Origin of the sequence: Exiguobacterium sp. RIT341 (assembly GCF_000632205.1) — a bacterium.
Lineage (GTDB): Bacteria > Bacillota > Bacilli > Exiguobacteriales > Exiguobacteriaceae > Exiguobacterium_A.
In genome coordinates this window covers 22,068-43,430 of record NZ_JFYW01000009.1, presented here as the reverse complement: position 1 = coordinate 43,430, position 21,363 = coordinate 22,068, and the positions used below count along the sequence as shown (strand labels likewise).

At 47.7% G+C, this 21,363-nt stretch carries 25 protein-coding genes and 1 riboswitch; of the genes, 11 read left to right on the top strand and 14 right to left on the bottom strand.

All coding sequences use genetic code 11. From position 1 onward, the window contains the following. The first annotated feature begins 69 nt into the window (after positions 1–69). A complete protein-coding gene (gene paaX / locus BW42_RS11190; RefSeq protein ID WP_035411036.1) occupies positions 70–954 on the top strand; it encodes a phenylacetic acid degradation operon negative regulatory protein PaaX in 885 nt (294 codons plus the stop codon). A gap of 46 nt (positions 955–1,000) precedes the next feature. Here paaX and BW42_RS11185 read toward each other — a convergent pair whose 3' ends face one another. Next, the gene (locus BW42_RS11185) at positions 1,001–1,540 is read right to left on the bottom strand and encodes a gamma carbonic anhydrase family protein (RefSeq protein ID WP_035411033.1); all 540 of its coding nucleotides are present in this window, start codon (positions 1,538–1,540) and stop codon (positions 1,001–1,003) included. 91 nt (positions 1,541–1,631) lie between these two features. On the opposite strand from BW42_RS11185, the gene BW42_RS11180 reads away from it, so the two are divergent. The 4 genes from BW42_RS11180 to BW42_RS11165 all read left to right on the top strand — a co-directional run bounded on the left by BW42_RS11180 (position 1,632) and on the right by BW42_RS11165 (position 4,313). Continuing rightward, the gene (locus tag BW42_RS11180) at positions 1,632–2,570 is read left to right on the top strand and encodes a nitronate monooxygenase family protein (RefSeq protein WP_035411030.1); all 939 of its coding nucleotides are present in this window, start codon (positions 1,632–1,634) and stop codon (positions 2,568–2,570) included. A gap of 135 nt (positions 2,571–2,705) precedes the next feature. Next, on the top strand, positions 2,706–3,134 hold the full coding sequence (locus tag BW42_RS11175; RefSeq protein WP_035411027.1) for a DMT family transporter: 429 nt from the start codon (positions 2,706–2,708) through the stop codon (positions 3,132–3,134). A 15-nt stretch (positions 3,135–3,149) separates the two neighbouring features. Then, positions 3,150–3,818: a Crp/Fnr family transcriptional regulator gene (locus BW42_RS11170; RefSeq protein ID WP_052019120.1), complete on the top strand. Its 669-nt coding sequence runs from the start codon at positions 3,150–3,152 to the stop codon at positions 3,816–3,818. Positions 3,819–3,830: 12 nt separating this feature from the next. Continuing rightward, entirely contained in the window at positions 3,831–4,313 is a 483-nt protein-coding gene (locus BW42_RS11165; RefSeq protein WP_035411021.1) for a DMT family transporter, read from the top strand. Positions 4,314–4,389: 76 nt separating this feature from the next. Here the strand turns inward: BW42_RS11165 and msrA are convergent, their stop codons facing one another. Next, complete coding sequence (msrA, locus tag BW42_RS11160; protein WP_035411018.1) at positions 4,390–4,920, bottom strand: peptide-methionine (S)-S-oxide reductase MsrA; 531 nt, start codon at positions 4,918–4,920, stop codon at positions 4,390–4,392. Positions 4,921–5,014: 94 nt separating this feature from the next. Beyond that, positions 5,015–5,118: riboswitch (SAM riboswitch) on the bottom strand. Between the two features lie 62 nt (positions 5,119–5,180). Further along, positions 5,181–6,359, bottom strand: a complete 1,179-nt coding sequence (locus tag BW42_RS11155) for a M20 family metallopeptidase (RefSeq protein ID WP_035411015.1) — start codon at positions 6,357–6,359, stop codon at positions 5,181–5,183. Positions 6,360–6,436: 77 nt separating this feature from the next. On the opposite strand from BW42_RS11155, the gene BW42_RS11150 reads away from it, so the two are divergent. Continuing rightward, complete coding sequence (locus BW42_RS11150) at positions 6,437–6,730, top strand: putative quinol monooxygenase (protein WP_035411012.1); 294 nt, start codon at positions 6,437–6,439, stop codon at positions 6,728–6,730. Between the two features lie 55 nt (positions 6,731–6,785). Here the strand turns inward: BW42_RS11150 and BW42_RS11145 are convergent, their stop codons facing one another. Then, positions 6,786–9,341, bottom strand: a complete 2,556-nt coding sequence (locus tag BW42_RS11145) for an SH3 domain-containing C40 family peptidase (RefSeq protein WP_231496908.1) — start codon at positions 9,339–9,341, stop codon at positions 6,786–6,788. A gap of 141 nt (positions 9,342–9,482) precedes the next feature. After that, positions 9,483–10,037: a GNAT family N-acetyltransferase gene (locus BW42_RS11140; RefSeq protein WP_035411009.1), complete on the bottom strand. Its 555-nt coding sequence runs from the start codon at positions 10,035–10,037 to the stop codon at positions 9,483–9,485. 269 nt (positions 10,038–10,306) lie between these two features. Between BW42_RS11140 and BW42_RS11135 the strand changes: the two genes are divergently transcribed. From BW42_RS11135 to BW42_RS11125, 3 genes are all read left to right on the top strand, one after another. Then, positions 10,307–10,636 carry a multidrug efflux SMR transporter gene (locus tag BW42_RS11135; protein WP_035411006.1) on the top strand — a complete coding sequence of 110 codons (330 nt, stop codon included), beginning with the start codon at positions 10,307–10,309 and terminating at the stop codon, positions 10,634–10,636. Continuing rightward, positions 10,633–10,950, top strand: coding sequence for a multidrug efflux SMR transporter (locus tag BW42_RS11130; RefSeq protein ID WP_035411003.1), 318 nt, complete (start codon positions 10,633–10,635; stop codon positions 10,948–10,950). The genes BW42_RS11135 and BW42_RS11130 overlap by 4 nt, the downstream gene beginning before the upstream one ends. 128 nt (positions 10,951–11,078) lie before the next feature. Continuing rightward, positions 11,079–11,822: a general stress protein gene (locus tag BW42_RS11125; RefSeq protein WP_035411000.1), complete on the top strand. Its 744-nt coding sequence runs from the start codon at positions 11,079–11,081 to the stop codon at positions 11,820–11,822. 133 nt (positions 11,823–11,955) lie between these two features. Here BW42_RS11125 and BW42_RS11120 read toward each other — a convergent pair whose 3' ends face one another. Continuing rightward, positions 11,956–12,771, bottom strand: coding sequence for an aldo/keto reductase (locus tag BW42_RS11120; RefSeq protein WP_035410997.1), 816 nt, complete (start codon positions 12,769–12,771; stop codon positions 11,956–11,958). A 132-nt stretch (positions 12,772–12,903) separates the two neighbouring features. Here BW42_RS11120 and BW42_RS11115 point away from each other — a divergent pair, with 132 nt between their 5' ends. After that, a complete protein-coding gene (locus tag BW42_RS11115; RefSeq protein WP_035410994.1) occupies positions 12,904–13,929 on the top strand; it encodes an iron-containing alcohol dehydrogenase family protein in 1,026 nt (341 codons plus the stop codon). Positions 13,930–13,977: 48 nt separating this feature from the next. Here BW42_RS11115 and BW42_RS11110 read toward each other — a convergent pair whose 3' ends face one another. The 8 genes from BW42_RS11110 to BW42_RS11075 form a co-directional block, all read right to left on the bottom strand. Further along, positions 13,978–14,940 (bottom strand): EAL domain-containing protein, encoded by a 963-nt coding sequence (locus tag BW42_RS11110; RefSeq protein ID WP_035410992.1) that lies wholly within the window; start codon positions 14,938–14,940, stop codon positions 13,978–13,980. A 176-nt stretch (positions 14,941–15,116) separates the two neighbouring features. After that, the gene (locus BW42_RS11105) at positions 15,117–15,380 is read right to left on the bottom strand and encodes a DUF1294 domain-containing protein (protein ID WP_035410989.1); all 264 of its coding nucleotides are present in this window, start codon (positions 15,378–15,380) and stop codon (positions 15,117–15,119) included. 17 nt (positions 15,381–15,397) lie between these two features. Then, positions 15,398–16,138, bottom strand: coding sequence for a YgcG family protein (locus BW42_RS11100; RefSeq protein ID WP_035410986.1), 741 nt, complete (start codon positions 16,136–16,138; stop codon positions 15,398–15,400). Then, positions 16,135–16,728: a LemA family protein gene (locus tag BW42_RS11095; RefSeq protein WP_029340715.1), complete on the bottom strand. Its 594-nt coding sequence runs from the start codon at positions 16,726–16,728 to the stop codon at positions 16,135–16,137. The genes BW42_RS11100 and BW42_RS11095 overlap by 4 nt, the downstream gene beginning before the upstream one ends. Positions 16,729–16,836: 108 nt before the next feature. Next, a complete protein-coding gene (locus BW42_RS11090; protein ID WP_035410984.1) occupies positions 16,837–17,673 on the bottom strand; it encodes an undecaprenyl-diphosphate phosphatase in 837 nt (278 codons plus the stop codon). A gap of 331 nt (positions 17,674–18,004) precedes the next feature. Then, positions 18,005–18,817, bottom strand: a complete 813-nt coding sequence (locus tag BW42_RS11085; protein WP_023467025.1) for a ZIP family metal transporter — start codon at positions 18,815–18,817, stop codon at positions 18,005–18,007. A gap of 51 nt (positions 18,818–18,868) precedes the next feature. Next, a complete protein-coding gene (locus BW42_RS11080; protein ID WP_035410981.1) occupies positions 18,869–19,198 on the bottom strand; it encodes a YolD-like family protein in 330 nt (109 codons plus the stop codon). Further along, positions 19,182–20,504 (bottom strand): DNA polymerase, encoded by a 1,323-nt coding sequence (locus BW42_RS11075; RefSeq protein ID WP_035410978.1) that lies wholly within the window; start codon positions 20,502–20,504, stop codon positions 19,182–19,184. Before BW42_RS11075 ends, BW42_RS11080 begins: the two co-directional genes overlap by 17 nt. Positions 20,505–20,680: 176 nt before the next feature. Between BW42_RS11075 and BW42_RS11070 the strand changes: the two genes are divergently transcribed. After that, positions 20,681–21,319 (top strand): pentapeptide repeat-containing protein, encoded by a 639-nt coding sequence (locus BW42_RS11070; RefSeq protein ID WP_035410976.1) that lies wholly within the window; start codon positions 20,681–20,683, stop codon positions 21,317–21,319. Positions 21,320–21,363 lie beyond the last annotated feature (44 nt).

Below are 21,363 nucleotides of genomic sequence, written 5' to 3'. Positions count from 1 at the left end.
GGTCGACGTTTGAAATAACCCGTATACTAACGATACACACTATGAACGACTGAAGAGAGAGTGAATACCATGAGTGCGAACACCCAATCAATGATCTTTACGATTTACGGGGATTATATCCGTCATTACGGCAATCAAATCTGGGTCGGGAGTTTAATTCGACTCGTCAAAGAGTTCGGACATAACGAACAAGCCGTTCGGGTCGCAGTATCCCGGATGGTCAAACAAGGCTGGCTCGTCTCCGAGAAGCAGGGGAGTAAAAGCTTCTATTCGTTGACGCCACGTGGGGTGGAACGTATGGAAGAAGCAGCGCGCCGGATCTATAAATCAACACCGCACGACTGGGACGGGAAGTGGCGGACGTTAATGTACACGATTCCTGAGGATAAGCGACAGATTCGCGATGAGCTCCGTAAAGAACTGACGTGGAGTGGGTTTGGCAACTTATCAAACGGGGTCTGGATTTCGCCGAATCCGCTTGAAAAAGAGGCGGAACGATTGATTAAAGCGTACGAAATCGAAGAGTATGTCGATTTCTTCGTCGGTGAATACCACGGTCCAAAGCAAGACCAATCCCTTGTTGAGCGCGCTTTTCCACTAGAGGAATTGCAGGAACGTTACGAAACGTTCATCACGGATTATAGCCGGCAATACATCGTCCATCAGAGTCAGCTCCAATTAGGAGAAATGACGGATGAGCAGTGTTTCGTCGAACGGACGATGCTCGTACATGAGTACCGAAAATTCCTCTTCACGGATCCGGGACTCCCGCAAGAACTATTACCGGATGCTTGGAGCGGACACCATGCGGCACTGTTGTTCGAGCAATATTACCGTCTGCTTGCGCAACCAGCGAGCCGGTTCTTTGAATCAATCTTTGAAGAGACACACGATGTGTCACAACGTAGCGCTTCGTATGATGCAACAGAACACCCGCTGTTTGCGGAACGATGATATATAAAAAAGCGGGACGGATCACGCGATCCGCCCCGCATTCGTGTCATTCAGATGTGTTTTGTTCGGTTGATCCTGCGAGAATGTTTCGGAAAGCGTAACCTTTATCGACATAGGAATCAATCGACTCCTGAATCATCGCGAGGTCCGCTTCCGTCAGTTCACGCACGACTTTACCCGGTGAGCCGATGATCAGCGAACGGGGTGGGAAGACTTTTCCTGATGGAATCAACGTGTTCGCCCCGATGATGCATTCTTCACCAACATCTGCGTGATCAAGAACGGTCGCGCCCATTCCGACGATCGAACGACGTCCGATTTTACAGCCGTGTAAAATCGCGTTATGTCCGACCGTCACTTCATCCTCGATGACGACAGGTGCGCCTTCGTACAGATGAATCGTTGCGTTGTCTTGGATACTGCAGCGTTTGCCGATTGCAATCGGTCCTTCGTCACCGCGTAAGACAGCGTTGAACCAGATGGTAGACTCGGAACCGATCGTGACGTCTCCAATCAGATAAGCGCCAGGAGCGATGAATACATCGGATGCTACGTTCGGATGAATCGATTGATACGGAATCTTCATAACAGAACGACCTCATTTCTAGGATAAGATGAACTACTATTCATTCCCTGTCAGTATATCATGCGGTGGGAGTCGAGAACGGAGGAAAGATATGTTTCCGATTTGTGAGCTATTCAACATTCGTTATCCATTGATCCAAGGAGGGATGGGTAACATTAGTCATGCAGCACTCACGGCAGCGGTGTCGAATGCCGGAGGACTCGGAACGCTTGGGTGCGGTACGTTGTCGGTCGATGAAGTAGCGTCTCGGATTCAGGAGACACGAACCCTGACGGAGCAACCATTTGCCTTGAACATCGCGATTCGTGTATCTCCTTATACGGAAGCACTGATCGATCTCGCGATTGCAGAAAAGATTCCGGTCGTCTCTTTGTCGGCAGGAAATCCGGCACCATACATAGAGCGACTACAAGCCGCTGGCATCAAAACGATTGCGGTCGTCGCCTCGGTCAAACAGGCAGTAAAGGCAGAACAGGCAGGCGCTGATGTACTCGTAGCAGAAGGGGTTGAAGCGGCAGGTATCAATTCCCCGCTTGAACTGACGACCCTCACTTTGATTCCGCAGCTTGTCGACCGGGTCAAGATTCCAGTTCTTGCAGCGGGTGGGGTTGGCGATGGGCGTGGGCTAGCAGCTGTCCTGTTGCTTGGTGCTGCCGGCGTCCAGCTCGGAACACGGTTGATCGCGACGGAAGATGCGAAGGTCCACCCAGTTTATAAATCGCGCTTAACGGATGCGACAGATACCGATACACGCATCATCGGACGTTCCGTCGGATTCGTACGACGTGTCCTTGATGGTCCTTACGTCGAACACCTCACAGCCGAGACACCTGCTGCTTTTCTCGATCAGACGAATGAGTCGTATCATATTACAGGCGCTCTTGAAGGCGATGAAGAGAAAGGATATGTCAACGCTGGACTGGTTGCCGGTTTGATTCGTGATGTGCCAACGGTTGCTGAGTTGTTTACGCGCATGATGGAGGAAGCAGAGGAACAGCTGAAGCGGACGACTGCTCGTTTTGCGACATGAACATACAATGATGACCCGTAAACCCGCTTGTGGAAAGCGGGTTTTTTCATGTTTTTTGAAAATGGGACATTTGTCCTTTTCAAGTGAGGCACGAATAAGGTCTACTCTAGTGTAGAGATTAAAGGAGGAGATGACGTGCAAGGAGTCGTGTTTGCTTTGATGAGCGGTCTGTTCATCGCCCTGCAAGGTATATTCAATGCGCGCCTTGCGACAGGCGTCGGACCGTGGTTATCCGTATTGATCGTCCACTTTGTTGGTCTGATGGGTTGTTTAGTCATTTATAGCTTCGTACGAGATCGGAAAATCGGCGGATTCCGTCAGTTACCGTGGATTTATGCGAGCGGTGGTTTGATTGGCGTGCTAGTCGTCGTAACGGAACTCACAGCGATCCAAAAACTCGGGATGACATGGGCGATGTGTTTGTTACTCGTCGCGCAGATTTTATGTGCCTTTCTGATTGATTTAAAAGGATGGTTCGGTGTCTTAAAAAAACAAGGAAATCGTGGTCAGTGGGTTGGTGTGGGTCTCATGCTTGCAGGAGTTGCGATTTTCTCACTTGCCTAAAGGGAGGGAATGAACATGGAAACCGTCATCCAACAATATGGACTGGATACGATTTTAACGGAAGAGACGCGCGCTTGGTTGCGTGAAGAAACCTTCCGAAAAGGAGAACTCCTCTGTACGACCGGTGCGACAATCGACCGGATGTACTTCATCGTCGCAGGCAAGGTCAAGATTTCTGCTGCTTCGTCAGAAGGGAAACAACGGATTTTACGATTCAAAACACCACTGACAGTGATTGGTGACGCCGAGTTCATCAATGAACGAGAAGTGTTGAATACAGTTGAGGCGGTGACCGATGTCGAGGTGTTGAGCGTACCGTATGCGATTTTACGCGAGCACAATACAACGAACGTCTTTCTGCAATTCTTATTACGCACGATCACAGCGAAGTGGTATGCCGACTCGAAATCAGCGTCGCACCATGTATTGTATACAGTTGAAGAGCGATTTGCAGGGTATTTGTTGTCGATTGCTTCTGAAGCCAGTGACAGTTTATTTTATCAGGAGATGCGGACGTCGAACCTGCATGACGTTGCTGACTGGCTTGGAACGAGTTATCGCCATCTCAACCGGATCATCACGAAATTATGTGAAGAAGAGATTCTCGTTCGACGACGCGGGAAAATCATCATTGTCGATCTGGAGCGGATTCGCGAGAAGGCGAACGGCAACAGCTATGAGTAAGGAGGAACGAACATGGTAATAGGCATCGTGTGTGCCGTATTGGCAGGGATGCTAATCAGTTTGCAGACGGTATTGAATGCTCGGATGAGTGATGCATTCGGCGCATGGGCGACGACAACGCTGGTTTTCTTCGTCGGCTTCATCGGAGCAAGCATCACGTATGTCCTGTTTCATGGTGGAACGATCGGACAGATTCAAAATGTGTCACCACTCTACTGGTTCGGTGGACTCGTAGGTGTCGGTGTCGTCTTTTGTGTCATGCGCGGGATTCAATTGCTTGGTCCGTCCGTCGCGATTTCTGTCGTGTTGATTTCGCAGTTGAGCTTTGCCCTCGCTGTTGATACGTTCGGTTGGTTCGGTTTGCCGCAAATCGACTTATCGTTTGGTCAGCTCATCGGTCTCGCTGTCATGGTGTGTGGCATCTTCGTCTTGAAACGGTATCAAGTCGTGGCACCGGAACAACAGGCAAAGGATCAAGTAGAACGTGTTTCATGACTTACTTTTTCCATAACAATGAAACAGGTCAGCAAACCAACGTTTACTGACCTGTTTTTATATACATTTTTTTGAATCAGACCGTCGTCGTATCTTTCCATTCCTGTTCGATGAAGGCATCACGACCAGAAGCAGCACGATCTTTTTTGTAGTGTTCTGGATTTTTCTTATGGAAGTCTTGGTGGTACTCTTCCGCTGGATAAAATTCAGAAGCAGCATTGATCCGCGTCACGATTGGCTGTTTGAAACGGTTGCTTGCAGCAAGAGCGTCACGAGAAGTAATCGCAGCTTCATGCTGCGCATCCGTATGATAGAAGATTGCTGGCGCGTACTGCGTACCGCGATCTTGGAATTGACCTTCTGCATCCGTCGGATCCGTTTGGGGCCAGTAGAGTTCAAGTAAACGCTCGTACGGGAACAGGCTCGGATCAAACGTGATTTGGACGACCTCGAGGTGTCCCGTCGTTCCTGTTTTGACTTGCTCGTATGTCGGGTTATCGACGTGTCCGCCCATGTAACCTGATACGATTCCCTCGATTCCTGGTAATTCTTCAAATGGTGTCACCATGCACCAAAAACATCCACCTGCAAATGTTGCTTTTTCCATCTGTCTCTTCCTCTCCGTGGGAAATCCCCATTGTATGTCTGACAGCGAGAAAACGAAAACGACTCCTTCGCTTGGTTGCAAAAGGAGTCGCCGCTTTTTATCAACCAAAGCTTTCGCTTTGCTGGTCGTAGCACCTTGCTATGCGCAGGTTGCTGGGACGTCATCGATCCAGATCTCTCGGTCCACTCTTGATAAGGGTATATGAAGTTGATGTCATTCGTTATCATTGTTGTGATGATACCATTCACAAAGAAATAAAGTCAATCCTTAGAATTTAAGGCACGTAAAACGGTTGCTCCAAGTGTCTTCGCACCGATCAACAACGCTTGTTCATTGATCTCGTACTGTGGATGGTGCTGCGGATAGTTGACGCGACCGTCCGTATAGCCAGAGCCGGTAAAGAAATAACTACCCGGGACGTGTGTTAAGTAATGTGCGAAGTCGTCCGCCGCCATCATTGGTGTGAGTGCCCGGACGGATGCTTCCGGTAAGAAAGCAGCAGCTTCCTGAACGAGTTTTGTCTCATCCGGGTGATTCCAGAGCGCCGGGTAACCAGTCGTGAAGTCAATCGAATACGAAGCACCGATGCCGGCACACGTCGTCTTAGCGACAAGATCGACTTCTTGCCGGAGCTGATGCCGAAGTGTCTCATTGAACGTTCGGATTTCCCCGACAATGCGTGCCTCACCCGTAACGATATTTGGTGCTGTTCCTGCATGGAAAGAACCGATTGCGAGAACAGCCGGCTCAAACGGATCAACCCGTCGACTAACGAGATGTTGTAAGTTGCAGACGAGTTGCGCTCCAGCGACGAGAGCATCTTTTGTTTTATGCGGTGCCTGGGCATGCCCACCTTGACCATGGACGATGATTTCGAATTCGTCGATCGCACACAATGTATGTCCTTCCCGGAATCCGATCGTGCCAACCGGTAAATCATTTTCGAGATGTGTCGCGAAAATTGCATCGACCCCTTCGAGGACGCCGGCTTCGATCATTTGGATTGCTCCACCGGGAAAGACCTCTTCTCCATGCTGGTGGATGATCCGAATCGTTCCTTGCAATTGATCGCGTAACGGATAGAGTGTAGCAGCAAGGGCCATCACGATCGCCGTATGACCATCGTGTCCACATGCATGCATGACACCGGGATGGATCGACCGGAAGGCAAGCGTCGTCTCTTCTTGAAGTGGTAAAGCATCAAAATCGGCACGGACCGCAATCGTCGGACCAGGCTGTTTGCCTTCGATCGTCGCGACGACACCACGACCTCCGACGGCTGTTTGATGAGGAATGCCCTGTTCTGCGTAAAAGGCGGCAATCCGTTCTGGTGTGCGGACTTCCTGGAAAGAGAGTTCCGGGTGTCGATGAAAATCGCGACGTAACGCGATCATTGTCGGTTCGAATTGTTCGAGTGCTTCAAAAAGTTGAGTTTGCATGTTCAAGCTCCTTTAACGTGTGTCTTTTCGCGAAAATGGGTACAGATACAGGTAATCACGAAAGGGGATAATGTAACATGGGAGAAATCGTCGTCAATGCTGTACTTACAATCAAAGCTGGACTTGCGGATCAAGTCTTCCCGATTTTACAAACGGTTTATCATGCTTCACAAAAAGAAGAAGGATGCTTACGTTATTCCTTGCACCAATCGATCGAGGATGAGCATCAATTCATGTTGTATGAAGTGTATCGGGACGAAGAAGCGCTTGAAGCGCATATCGCATCCGACCACTATAAAGCCTACCGTGAACAGATCGAATTATACTTGATGGACCGACAAGTGGCGAAATACGTCGAGATGACTTTCTGACGTGTTGCGATAAGAAGAGACGAACCCGTCGAAACCGACGGATTCGTCTTTTTTATTACATCGATTTAAAGCCGAGGAAATGCTCCTGCCAACGCGGTTCATAGATTGAATTGATTTGCAGCTGTGAACCACCCGCATGGATGAAGTGTTCGTTATCAAGCATGATTCCAATATGCGATGGACCGTCTGTATAGGTGTTCTGGAAGAAGACGATATCTGAGCGTTTACCACTTGAGATGCTCGTCCGGCGATTCGTGAAGAACGCACCGTACCAGTAGCCACGAACGTTCGTCCGACCACCGTATTTTCCAGCCTTGTTCGTCGCATAGTGAATCAAACCGGAACAGTCAAAACCACCGTTCACGGCATCTTGCGAACCCCATGTGTAGGGTGTGCCGATATGCTGGACGGCTGCTTGGATCAGCTTTTCACCACGCGTATTGTTCTTTTTGACGACCCGTTTATCCGACGTGATCGTCACAGCGGATACAGGAAGATAGACAGGTGTCCAACCTGACTGGATGACATAGAAGTTTCCGACCCGGTGACGCGGATAGACGCGTTTGCCTTGTTCAACAAGTCCACTGCCTTTTGGGCTCGTCGGACTTGCGAAAAAGGATGTCGTCTGTTTGACGGTATAGATTTTCGCCCGGTCGATCGCTTTTTGTGCCAGGCTCATATCGGGTTTACTTGTGCTGATATAAGGGTTGAGGACATAACCGGTTTGACCACTGACTAAGCGGACTTGCCAAAAGTCATCATCAATCGATTTCAAACCGACTAATTTCGTCCCTTTCTTCAAATAAGCGGCCGGACGACTGTAAGCGACGTCGGCAGAGAAGAGGGGAGTTTGATCTAGATGAACATAAAACGTCGTCCCTTTTTTTGCTTTTGCCATCGGTTTGTTCAGTCCGATACGACTCGAATCGACGAAACCAAAGGTATTTTTGTATTTGACACGTGTATAATAACCGCTTTTTCCGTAGATCGAGATCGAGGCCCCTTTTTTTAATGTACCGATTTTTTTACCCGACAGTTTTGCCTGCGACCTGATGACGACGTCGTCTTCGGTCACGTAACGTTGACCAGAGACATCATACAGATCCGGCTTTTTTGTCACGAGATCCGTCGTCTTGACGTAACCGTAGATCGATCCTTTTTTCAAGCGTGTGTAACTACCGCTCGTTCCGTAAATCGTCAATTGATCAGCCCGTTTAACAGTATAGACTGTTTTACTGCTCGTCGAAGCCGACGTATAAACAGACAGGTTGCGTTTCGCGTATCGTGTCCCGGTTGATGCATAGACTTTTCCAGTACCGAGATCAGCTGTCTTGACGTAAGCATGAATCCCGCGGAAGATGATTCGACTATAGGCACCGTTCGTCCCGTAAACGGTCAGTAAAGTATTCGTTTGATGTTGCTTTAAGATAGGACTTGAAGATTTGGCATCCGAATAGATGGGTGTAGCGCGCTGAACATAGAGGCGTGCGGTCTTCGGATAGTACTTTAGTGTCCCAAGATGTGCCGTCAACACATAGGCGTAATCGTCGTTTCGTTTGATTCGTGTAAACGAACCCTCGATTCCGTACGTCTGAAGCGAGGTATTTACAGAAATCGATTGAAGGACTTTCCCTTTCGTAGTCGCAGTAGCATAGACTGTCGTCTGCTGTTGGACGTAACGCACTCCTGTTTCCGGATGGTTCACGACCGGCGCATCAGCTAAATCAGTCGTCAATACGAAAGCGTAACCCGTTTTAGTCGCCACACGCGTAAAAGTACCCGTCGTACCAAACGTTTCGAATACTTGATTTTGAACGATGGCTGTCTTCGTACTCGTCGTCTTCGGCTCAACGAAAAGGGAAGTTGCTCGTTTAACATAACGCAGTCCTGTTTCCGGATAATTTTCGACCGGCGCATCTGCTAAATCAGTCGTCAATACGAAGGCATAACCTGTTTCAGTCGCCACGCGCGTAAAGGTACCCACCGTACCGAATGTCTCGAATGATTGATTTTGAGTGACGGCTGTCTTCGTACTTGTCGTCTTCGGCTCAACGAAAAGGGAAGTTGCTCGTTTGACGTACTGTGTTCCAACCAATTTCGGAAGTTGCTCGAGTTGTGTCGTAGGTACGTAGACGTATTGCTCTTTCCATTTCAGGCGTGTGAACGTGTCAAAAGTGCCGTATGTATCGATTCGCTGATAAGCGGGAAGTGTCGTCACGACGGTGGAGTCAAAAGGTGAAGCGACTAATGAGAGTGGACTTTTCGAAGTCAACGTTGCTTGTTTTTGGAAGACAGGCGCTGTTTGCGTTAACGCACTTGTTGCGACATAAGCAATTCCTTCTTGCCAACTGACACGAGTGAAGTCACCGTCCGTATCGAGCGTCTTGAATGTCATTCCTGCTGGTAGTTGTTGGATGACAGCGGTAGAGTCAGCTGTTTGTAGCAATGCGGTATTCTCTTTCAAATAAGCCGTTCCTGTCGTTTCTGTGACTGTTTGTACTTCTGCCGTCGGTTGAGCAGGTGGCGATTCAGCGAAAGCAGGTGCGGGTAGAACCGAGCTCAACATCAATGTTGCAGCGAGTCCAGCAACATGAGCAGTCCATTTTTTCATCAAGAGGTTCACTCCAATTCTTAAAATTTGTCATTAGGAATAGTGTAGCATGCGCTTGTTTAAAAATTGATAAAAATCAAAAAAATAGGAGATTGGGCATAAAAAAACGGTATGCCGAAGCACACCGTTTGAAGTCATATTTTAGTCATCGTCCTCATGATCGACTTGCCATTCCCAGTCGAGCATGCCGTAAATCAAAGAGTCGCGCCAGTGGTCTTCTAAATAGACCGTCTCGCGAAGCTGTCCTTCCTTTGTCATACCGACTTTTTGTAAGACACGTTCAGAAGCGACGTTCCGTGGATCACATGTCGCTGTGATTCGGTGTAATTCTAGTTTTTCAAAACCGAATTGAAGAAGGAAAGAGGCAATTGACGTCGCGTACCCATTTCCCCATTCATCGGGTGAGAGGACATATCCGATTTCGGCGATTTTATGTTCCACGTCTGTAATGACGAGTTCACCGGCACCGATGACGACGTCACTTGGAAATGTCACGGCAAAGACATAACGACGTCTTGGTGTCTCGAGTTCACTTTCTAGTGCATCGTGCAGGAATTGTTTCGTATCGGTCTCGGAATTCGGTCCCCACGACTGAAATTGGCTGACGATGGGTTGTGACGCATAGGCGTGGACCGCTTCTACGTCTTCCGGTGTAAAACGACGAATCCGAAGTTGGTCATTGATTTTATAACGCATGCAGCATCCTCCTCTTTCAGATGAAGTCACTTTAATTCTATTAGACAAATCGAAGACGAATTCCTGTTTGACACGGGAAAAAGGGCGTGCTAGGGTGGACGTATCGAATGAAATAGGCAGTATCCTCTAGGGTTCCGTACGGCTGGACCGAGGGAGGAACATGGACGTTTGTCCATGCAACGGAGGGATAAAAGCCCGGGAGTAAAGCGAATCGTCTCGCTTGCTCCCGGGCTTTTTCATTTGAAATCATCTATTAGGAGGCAATTACTATGGCAAAGTATTGGATCGGGATCATTATCGCAGCGTGTTTTGAAGTCGGTTGGGTCATCGGGTTAAAACATGCGGCAACACCATTCGAATGGGGAGCGACAGTCATCTGTATCATCGTTAGCTTCACCGTATTGATTAAAGCAAGTAACCATTTACCGGTCGGAACGGTCTATGCTGTCTTCGTTGGTCTCGGGACGGCAGGGACGGTCTTGACGGACATCGTGTTGTTCGATCAAGCGGCTTCCGTGATGAAATTAGCATTGATCGCTGTCTTACTCGTTGGCGTCATCGGTCTAAAATTAGTCAGTGGAGAGGAGAAATCAGCATGAGTTGGGTGTATTTAGTCATTGCCGGAATCTTTGAGATGTTTGGTGTCGTCTTGATCAATACATTTAATCAAAATAAGAATGCGAAGAATCTACTGTTGATGGGAACAGGGTTCGGACTCAGTTTTCTATTCTTGACGCTTGCAATGAATGGCTTACCGATGGGAACAGCGTACGCGGTCTGGACAGGAATTGGAGCAGCGGGCGGAGCGATTCTCAGCATGGTGCTTTATAACGAATCAAAAGACTGGAAACGGCTCGTCTGTATCGGTCTTGTCTTAAGTGCGACGATCGGTTTAAAACTTGTCGGCGAATGACCGTTTACATGTCAAACAGATGACGTTTTAACGGAACCCATATTTTTTGGCATATTTTAATGCAAAAGAGGAAATACTCCTTATAGAAGCCACGCATGACAAATCGTGTTAATAAGGGGAGAACATCCATGAAAACGAAACAATATATCGGAACGTTCTATTCAGAAGACGAATTGATCTCAAAAATGGACGAACTACACATTCAAGGACATCGGGAAGAAGACTTTTACGTGATCGTCAAGGAGAAGTCGAATATCGCACTCGTCCGTAGCCAGATGGACGCAGAAATCGCGACAACAAAACCGTCTTGGATGGACCGGATTCGTGGGAACAAAGGTCGTGATCAAGAAGTCGATGATCTGTTCGAGTCACTTGATCTATCAGATAATGAAATCGAACAACGAAAAACGGAAGTCGAAGGTGGGGGCTTTGTTCTGTTACTTGAAGTCCAAGACATCCAGTTCGATCCACATTTAAATACAGACAACACACATCCTGATGTAAAAGTCCGTTATGGTAGTGGAGAAGAAACGCATACGTCATCAGACGCTAATTCTAACGCACAGCTTGGCTCAGGTAATTCGCTTGACGTTGATAAGGATTCAAAGGAAGAGCACGCGGAGATTGATTTGCATCGCGCAGGTACCGATAAGATGCCGCAAGACGAGCAGGCGATCGATCATTCGAAAAAGCTCGATGGAAACCGAGAACCGAATATTGCGATGCGTCGGGATGATGATTTCCGGCGTCCGGAAACAGAACGAGAAGAAAAGGAGCACGACTCAAAGCAGGATGGAGAAGGACATCGTCAATCAAAAGAACACTCAGATGACATTGCAAAACAAGACTATGGAAATAGTTTGGACCGTTAAGGAAAAATAAAATTGTTTCATAGATGAGGGTAAGAGTGTATTGACTTACAGGAATAGAAGAAGGTACTTTCCGGATCACGTCCGAAAAGTACCTTTTTTGAATAGATATTAGACGAGCACATTCATCTGTGGATCATTTTTCATCCGGATTTGATCCTGTACGCACATTAGCGTTCAATTGATCAATCGCTTGCATATCAGTGTCTGACAAGCTGAAGTCGAAGACATCGAGATTTTCGCGAATCCGGCTTGGTGTGACGGATTTCGGAATCGCGACGATGTCATGTTGCAAGTGCCAACGGAGAACGACTTGAGCAGGTGTTTTCTGATGACGGTCGGCGATATCGACGATGACCGGATGCGTCAACGCATCGCGTCCTTTCATCAACGGACTCCATGCTTCGACGACGATACCTTGCTTGCGGCAAAAGTCTCGAATCGCTTCTTGGCTAAGAAACGGATGGAGTTCAATCTGATTGACGGCAGGAACAACCGATCCTTCGGCTAAAATTCGTTCCAAGTGAGGAATATGGAAGTTCGAGACACCGATGGCACGCGTCTTCCCTTCTGCATAGAGATGCTCGAGCGCTCGCCATGTCTCGACATAGCGATCTTCTTTAGGCATTGGCCAATGAATCAGATACAAATCAACATAATCAACGCCGAGCTTTTGCAGACTCGTCTCAAAAGCGGCAAGTGTCTCTTCGTAGCCATGATCGGAATTCCAGACTTTCGTCGTCAGAAAGATCTCTTCCCGGGGAATACCCGAGTCACGCAGAGCACGACCGACGCCTTCTTCGTTCTCATAAATCATCGCCGTATCGATTGAGCGATACCCGGCGCGAAGCGCTTCGCTGACCGCTTCATATACTTCTTCTTCCGGTACTTTAAAAACACCATATCCGAGTTGGGGCATGCTGATACCGTTATTTAACGTGATCTGTTGCATCGATTCATCGACTCCTTTATAGTAAATTCTTTTCTTGTCTAGTGTACGCGCTCCTCCTATAAAAATCGAATGATTGCCGAAGCGCGTTCTTTTGCGTATACTGAGCGATAACAAATATTAGGAGGCGATTCTGTGATTCGACAAGCTGTTTTACAATACATACATGAGGAACACGCACTCGATCAACTCGAAGAAATAATAGGTAACCGTTCGGCAGTCTTGATTCATGGACGTCAAGCCTACGAAGCAGCTGCTTTTGCTTTACCGGATGTTCCCCGCTTTTTATTTGAAGGACATTGTACGGATCAACAGGTGGCATTCTTCAAACAAGTATGTGCTCCGTATGATGTGATTCTCGCACTCGGTGGTGGGAGTGTCATCGATACGGCAAAACAGGTCGCGTTTCAATTACAACGTCCTGTCATCGTCATTCCGACGATTGTCTCGAACTGTGCCCCGTGGACTCCGCTCAGTGTAATGTATAACGAACAGGGACAGTATATTCGATTTGACACGTTTCCTGTCGTGATTGAAGCTCTTTTACTCGATCATCGTATCATCGCAACGAGTCCGTATGATTATTTTGTCGCCGGACTCGTCGATACGCTAGCAAAATGGTATGAAGCACGTGCCTTGAGTGGGTCTACAGCAAGCGATCCCGTCATCGAGACGGCACTCCGGACAGCTGAGCGATGCAAGGATCTCATTTTGTCGACGAATGTGACAGAAAAACGTTTTCGTGAATATCCAGCTGAAATCCAATACCTCGTCGAGACCGTCATTCCATTAGCCGGAAGCATTGGAGGTTTTGGTGATGCGGCGACACGCGGTGCAATCGGACACGCGGTACATAACGCATTGTCTCCTTATCCAGAAACTCATGCGTTCTTACATGGGAGTAAGGTCGGTTACGGGTTACTCGTCCAAGAGAAGCTGCTCGGACATGATGATGATTATATAGAGTTGCGTGACTACCTTCTTGCACAAGAGCAGCCAACGACCCTCACTGATTTCGGAGTTTCGCTCAACATTGTCGAAGCACTTGCTTTTCAAACATCGAAAGAGGAGCTGTGCCGTCTGTTGCGTCCAATCGTATCAGCAGAACAACTAGTCGATGCCATCACACAGAACGAGACAGTTTCCGTTTCGACTTCTTAACCTAAAAATACGCACATGTTCCGAATCAGACGGTCCATGTGCGTATTTTTATTGTGCTTTCGCCAAATGAGCGTAAGGAGTGGGACGACCGAGTAGGTATCCTTGACCAAGATCAAAGCCGAGTTCGCGGCAAAAATCGAGTTCTTCTTGACGTTCGATGCCTTCAGCTAAGATTTGAATCCCCATTTCTCGCGTTAGATAACGGGCTTTTCGTAAGAACGCTTCGTTTTCTGAGTTCGTATCGCAGTGATTGATGAAGGAACGATCGATCTTAATATAATCCGGTTGAAGCAAGGACAACATATCAAGTGTTGAGAAACCAGCGCCGACATCGTCTAGTGCCACTTGAATGCCTTGCTTTTTATACTGTTCGAAGACGTGTTTCAAATGGTTGACGTCTTCAATTTTTTCCGTTTCGACGACTTCGAAGACAAGCCGACTTGGATCAACTTGATAACGCTCAACGATTTCAAACGTATGGCGCAGGCAGTACTCCGGATTATAGATCGTCGAAGGGAGAAAGTTGATGAACGTTTTTGTTGTGCCACCGATATGATGTGTCGCGCGAATCGCTTCTTCGCGCGCCCGTTGATCAAGCCGAGAATGAAGCCCCATCTTCGATGCTGTTGAGAATAGGACACCTGGTGAGATAGGAGTGTTGTCATCTGCTGCTCGCAGTAATGCTTCATTCGCAACGAGTACATTTTGTTGAATATCATAAATCGGTTGCAAATGGCTCGTCATGACACCGTGTTGGATAAAATCAATTGCTGACCGATGCTTTAGTTGTTCTAGAAGTGCTGAAGCTAGAATGGGTGCTGTCACATAACGCGATTGTGTGGCGCGACAGGATACCGAATAATCCGCTACACGCAAGAGCGATGTTAGTAACTGTTCGAGTTGTTCGAACGATTGATAGGAATAGATTTCTGGTGTTGGTGATTGGATATGGAGTGCTCCAGCTTCGACGAAACGGATTGATGTCGTACATTCGGCGCAAGGATGCCACATAAAAGATGTCCACCTCTCGATACATCAAAAGATGTATTTATTAAATTAGTTAAACTCTTTACCCTGAGAGAAAAAGAAATTAAACCTATTTTTCATAATCATTGACCTCATATAAAAAAGAGAAGGAAACGACGGATGCATTTCCGTACGTTCTCTTCTCTATCGGTCACATGATTTCATTGTGAAGTGTAAAATATCCAGAAAGCGAGATGCAACACAGCTGCAAGTGGCACCAACCATTGAAATTTCGCTTTCCGTGTCTTGTGCCGGACTGTATACATACCGATCCAAGAACCAAGCGCACCACCGAGAAAAGCAATCGTCAATAGTGTCGCTTCCGGTGTCCGGTAAGCATGTTGTCGTGCTCGACGTTTATCCTGCCACATCGAGCCAAATCCGATGAGTGTCAGGAGGATGTAATAGCCTAAGATAATCCTCATGAAAACCGACTCCTTTTCTAACGTTCGGCACCACCGCCGCCGGAACTTCCGCCACCACCACGACTACCGCCGTTTCCACCACCGCCACCGCGCATGATTGCGGAAAAAATGTTCAAAATTGCAAAGAAGAACATACCGCCAGTGAACTTCATATCGAGGAACAATAAGATCAGTAATCCGGCACCGATCAGAATCTTCGTCCACAGCGGAAGCCCACCATCATTTTGAGATTTCGGAGGGTCTTGCGACTCAAGCGACTGATCTTTTGAAATGACACTGACGACAGCTTTGTATGTTTCGCTTGCTGCTTTTCCATACTGACCATTCTCTTTATAAGGAACCGCGTATTGATCGAGGATACGACCGGCCGTGATATCGGTCAGAACCCCTTCGAGTTTATAACCGACCTCGATCCGAAATTGGCGATTCTTTTCGTTCGGAGCGACGACGACGAGTACACCATTGTCTTTTCCTTTTTGACCGATTCCTTGTCGCCGGAATGTTTCATTGGCGTAAGAACTTAAGTCCTGTCCTTTTAGATCGGGAACCGTCTTCAGCACGACTTGCGCCGTCGTGTACTGTTCGAGTTCCTGACCGAGTTGCGCGAGTTCGGCTTCTTCCGACGGTGTGAGCAACTGAGCATCATCTTGAATGAAAAAGGCTGCTCCCGTTCGTTCTGAAACGGCACTAGCCGTCGGAACGAAGAGGAAGAAGACGAGGAACGCGCTCAACAGAAGTCGCGTCCACCGCCGAATCATTTCGAATCACTGTTAAAGTCGACAGTCGGATTTTCTCGGTCGCTGTCTGAAATTTCGTAATACGGCTTTTTCTCAAATCCGAATGCAGAGGCATAGAGTGCTGTTGGGAAGCTCCGACGTTTTTTGTTATAAAGCGTCACGGCATCGTTGTAATCCTTGCGGGCGATCCCGAGACGATTTTCTGTTCCTTCCAGCGTATCCATCAATGATTGGAATCGTTCGCTTGATTTTAGTTCCGGATAAGTGGTTTGCAAAGCAATCAATCCACGAAGCGAAGACGTGACTTGTTGATCGGCTTCAATCCGTTGTTCGGTTGACGCGGCGCGCGCAAGACCAGCTTGAGCTTCAGCGACTTTGCCGTATACTTTTTCTTCTTGACCCGCGACACCTTTGACCGTTTCGACGAGGTTCGGAATTAAATCCGCACGACGCTTGATCTGGTTATCGACTTGCGACCATTTATTCGATACATCTTCTTCTACATTGACGAGGCTGTTGTATTGGCCGATTGCTAAAAACGCAATCACGACGACGACAACGACTCCGATGATTAATGGGAGTTTTGATCGACTCCGACTTCTGCGTGCCATATGGCGTTCACTCCTTTAAGTATGTCTCATCCCTATATACCCTTAACCGAATGAATTAGTTTCAAAAAAAATAAAAAACCGTCAGCTAAAATAGCTAACGGTTAGAATTTACATGTAGACGATGACAGCAAGAACAGCTGCTAAGACAAGACGGTAGATCGCGAACGGGACGAGTTTGATCTTGTTGATCAGCTTCAAGAAGAAGCGAATCGATAAGAGGGCAAACACGAACGATGCGATAAATCCGACGGCATAGAAACCGAAATCACTCGCATGAATGTTATCCCAGTTCTTAACGAGTGAGAGGAAACTGGCACCGAACATGATCGGTACGGCCATGATGAACGTGAAGTCAGCTGCCGTCCGGTGATTCATGCCGAGGAAGACCCCTCCTGAAATCGTTGAACCAGAACGGGAGAAGCCAGGCCAAAGGGAAATACATTGGAACAGACCGACGAATGCTGCTTGGCGATATGTAATCTGATCAAGCGATGTCGTTTTCGGTTCCTTTGGTCCGAGTTTGTCGGCTGCAATCATCAAGAGGGCACCGACCGCAAGACCGATGATGACTGTTTCAATCGAGAAGAGGTTCTCATCGATGAAGTCTTCGAATAACAATCCGAGAATAGCAGCAGGTAATAGACCGATCAAAACGTGACGTAGTTTTAACTTGTGTGTACCCGTCGCATCGTGTTCTCCTTCAATTTTATACAGACCAATCAAACTGAAGAGACGTTTCCAAAAGACGACGATGACCGCAAGGATTGATCCGAGCTGGATGACGACCTTAAAGGTGTTCGCTGAGTATTTACCGAGAAATTCGGTTGTTTGTAACCACATGTCATCAACGATGATCATATGACCTGTTGAAGAGACAGGTGCGAATTCCGTCATTCCTTCGACGAAACCGAGTAAAAGAGCTTTCAAGAGTTCAATGATATGCATGGTAATCTCCTTCTATAATGATGTGCTATGTAAAAACATATCATGTTTTATTCTTGTGAGATAGAACCAATCGGAATATCGGGCGCAGGTCTGAGGGAACGTGACCAATCTGATCCGTGAAGACGCACTTCGATCATAGAAAGCAAGAGAGACGAAATACTTAGGACAGCAACGCAAACTTCAAGACGAAGTTTGTGTGTAGGACGGCATCTTGAATAAAATCCTCCGCTTATCACACAAGGTCAGGACAACTTCAAATTGAATAATGATTCGAATGGGAATAGATAAACGAGCAGTGGAGGATTCAATCCACTGCTCGTTGCTTTTGAGCTCAACCTAAAGCGACATCGAGAATCATCATGACCGTGAAACCGACCATTAGACCAAGTGTCGCTAAATCGGATCCGTTCTCTGCTTGTGATTCCGGAATCAATTCTTCGACGACGACGAAAATCATCGCACCAGCAGCAAACGATAACGCATATGGTAGAAGTGGTTGAACGAAGAAGACAGCCGCCGCACCGACCATCGCGGCAATCGGTTCAACGATTGCTGACAATTGACCGTAATGAAAGGCACGCCGGCGCGACATCCCTTCACCGCGTAACGGAATCGATAACGCAGCACCTTCGGGCATGTTTTGAATGCCAATCCCGAGTGCGAGTGTCAAAGCCCCGGCGACGGTCGCTCCGTCCATATTCAAGGCAGCGGCACCAAAAGCGACACCGATCGCAAGACCTTCCGGAATGTTATGCAACGTGATCGCAAGAAACAGCAACGTCGTTTTCTTAAGTCCTGTTGAAGGACCTTCAGCTGTTTCAAGTGGTGCGGATAAGTGCAAATGCGGTGTGACGAAGTCAAGGAGACGGACGAAAAATCCACCCGCAAGGAATCCAATTGCAGCAGGAATCCACGCGATGCCACCGTCCTGCTCCGTGAATTCGATCGCTGGGGCGAGCAAAGACCAGAATGAAGCGGCGATCATGACACCGGCTGCAAAACCAAGCATCATGTTCATGACGCGTTTTTCAATCGTTGTAAAGACGAAAACGAGTGCCGCACCAAGTGCGGTTAATCCCCAAGTCATCATACCGGCAAGTAATGCTTGCACGACGACGGGGAGGGAAGTGAACCAATCCAACATGACTATTCCTTCTTTCCGGGCACGATTTGAAGCGGCTATCTGTATGAAAGCTTACCCGTTTTCGATCCGAACGATTCGTGTGAAGGAGATTTCTACTGCAACACGACCACGCAGAAAGAGAACAGAACGTTCAGGCTCTAGCCGTTCAACAAAACCGACGACCGTCACGTAGCTACTTTCCTTATAATACGTGATTTCGAGTTCGTTTCCTTCTATTAAAGCCTCTTGAAGTAGAAAGTGCCACGATTCTTGCAGTTGTTCATCGATTTCAGGCAAGTCGATCTGATGCATTTGTACATAATACTCCCGGAGCAATTGCAAGTGCTCCGGCATGAGAAAAGGGATCCACTTTAAATTCCCTCGATCACGATACGCTGTCATGAAGATCACCTCCTGGATGACCGCCAACGAAACGAAGCCGCCGTTTGGCGACGCTCGTATCGAGAAACGAGACAGCGAGACGAATCGTTCCTTTCCCGTAGCGGAGGTTAACGATGTCCATTGCTTTTAATAACCGCCGCCGCTTCCAGAGTCGCGTATTATCCTCGAACAAGGATAACTGTAAGGTGCCTTGATCGGCAGTTAGATGTCCCACTGCGACAGATAAAAAACGAACGGGTTCCCCGTCAAGCCAATTCGGTTCGAATAATTGTAAGACATGACGCAGAATGATTCGCTCATCGGATGTCGGATAAGGCAACCGGACTTGACGCGAGAAGCCACTTCGGACGACGTTTCGAGAATAGCGGACACCGATATGAACAGTCCAACCAACTTGATTCGAAAAGCGGCAACGTGCCGCAACATCCTGCACGAGTTCGTTGAGCACATTCCGGATACGTTCGAATTGATAATAGTCCTGCATCAAGGTCACACCGTGTCCAATCGTCCGTTGAGGGGCTTTCTCGAACAAATGGCGAGGGGCAAGCAGTGTCGGTGACGCGTCAAGACCCCAAGCGTGGTGCCATAGTTCGGCGCCGATGACACCGAAGCGTTCATGTAACTCTTCGACTGGGCGCATGGCAAGGTCACCAATCGTTTCAATCCCCATCATCTGCAGATGTTGTTCCATGCGGTGTCCGACTCCCCACATCTTCCGAATCGGAAAATCATGGAGACGTCGTGCGACATCAGCGTATCCACATTGTGCGATGCCTTCTTTTTTCCCGATTAAGTCAAGCGTCAGTTTCGCGATGACGTTATTTGGACCAATCCCGATGCGGACGTGAATGCCGGTCTGCTTCAGAATCGCTTCTTGAATCTTTTTGGCAGCTTGCAGATCGGAACCAAACAGGCGATCGGTTCCAGTCATGTCAATGAAACTTTCGTCAATCGAATAGACACGAATCGCTTCAGGTGGGGCAAATTGATGCAGGACATCTAAAACACGAATCGACGTTTTCATATAAGCGAGCATGCGCGGTTCGACGAGTTGAATCGTACGACGAATGGCGTAGGGTAATTGCTCGATTTCGTACAGTCGACCGGCTGTCTTGATTCCAAGCGCTTTTAAGGCGGGAGTAGCGGCGAGAATGACGGATCCGCTTCGTTTTAAATCGGAGACGACCGCAAGACGTGTCGTTAAGGGAGGGAGATTGCGATACTGGCATTCACAGCTGGCGTAGAAGGAAACACTGTCAACACAAAAAATACGTTTATTCTGTGGTAAAACGACGGAAGGAAACATTTGAATCACTCCTTTACATAAAAGAACATATGTTCTTATTTTGATTTTCTTTGACTATAGCATGGTCTCAAAGTGTCTCAAAATAAAAAACTGTTGAAAAAAGAGGGAATTCGAACGATTGACCCTTATGCAAAAGGAGTTTGATACACTAAAGGAGAGAAAAAGGGGGAATTTCTATGAAAGAGATCGTTATCCGTTTACCAGAATTACCGAAAACGCTTCAAGCAGAGACGTTCGATCAAGTCGAAATCGACGATCCATATCTGAAAGGAGCACGTTATGAAAAGGAGTCGATGCCTGTCGAACTGACGGAGCGTATCGATGCCTATCAAGTATGTTTTCAAAATGTCTCGTTCGCGAACCTCACCTTTGACCGCGGTTCGTTCGAAGATATTCGTTTCGAGCAATGTGACTTAACAGGATGTCACTTCCAAGAAACCCGTTTTCACCGCGTGTCTTTCGTCGGATGCCGGATGACGGGTGTTCAGTTTGAAGATTGTACGCTTGATCATCTGACGATCGAAGAAGGACTCGCAGACTATGCCCAGTTCATTCGTAGTACTGTCCGTCATCAGCATTGGAGTGAAACGACGATGAAAGAAGCACAGTTCTTCGAAGTGAAACCGACCCATTGGAAACTCGAAGCGGTCCGGCTTACTGATAGCCAATGGATTGAAACACCATTAAAAGGTCTTGATCTCCGGCAGACGGAACTCTCTGGTATCACAATCGATCCGCGATTTTTACCGGGCGCAGTCATTACGGAAGAACAAGCAGTCGCCTTCGCTCGATTATTAGGATTGGTCATTCCATGAAAAAAGTCTCTTTTCGATGAATTTCGAAAAGAGACTTTTGATTT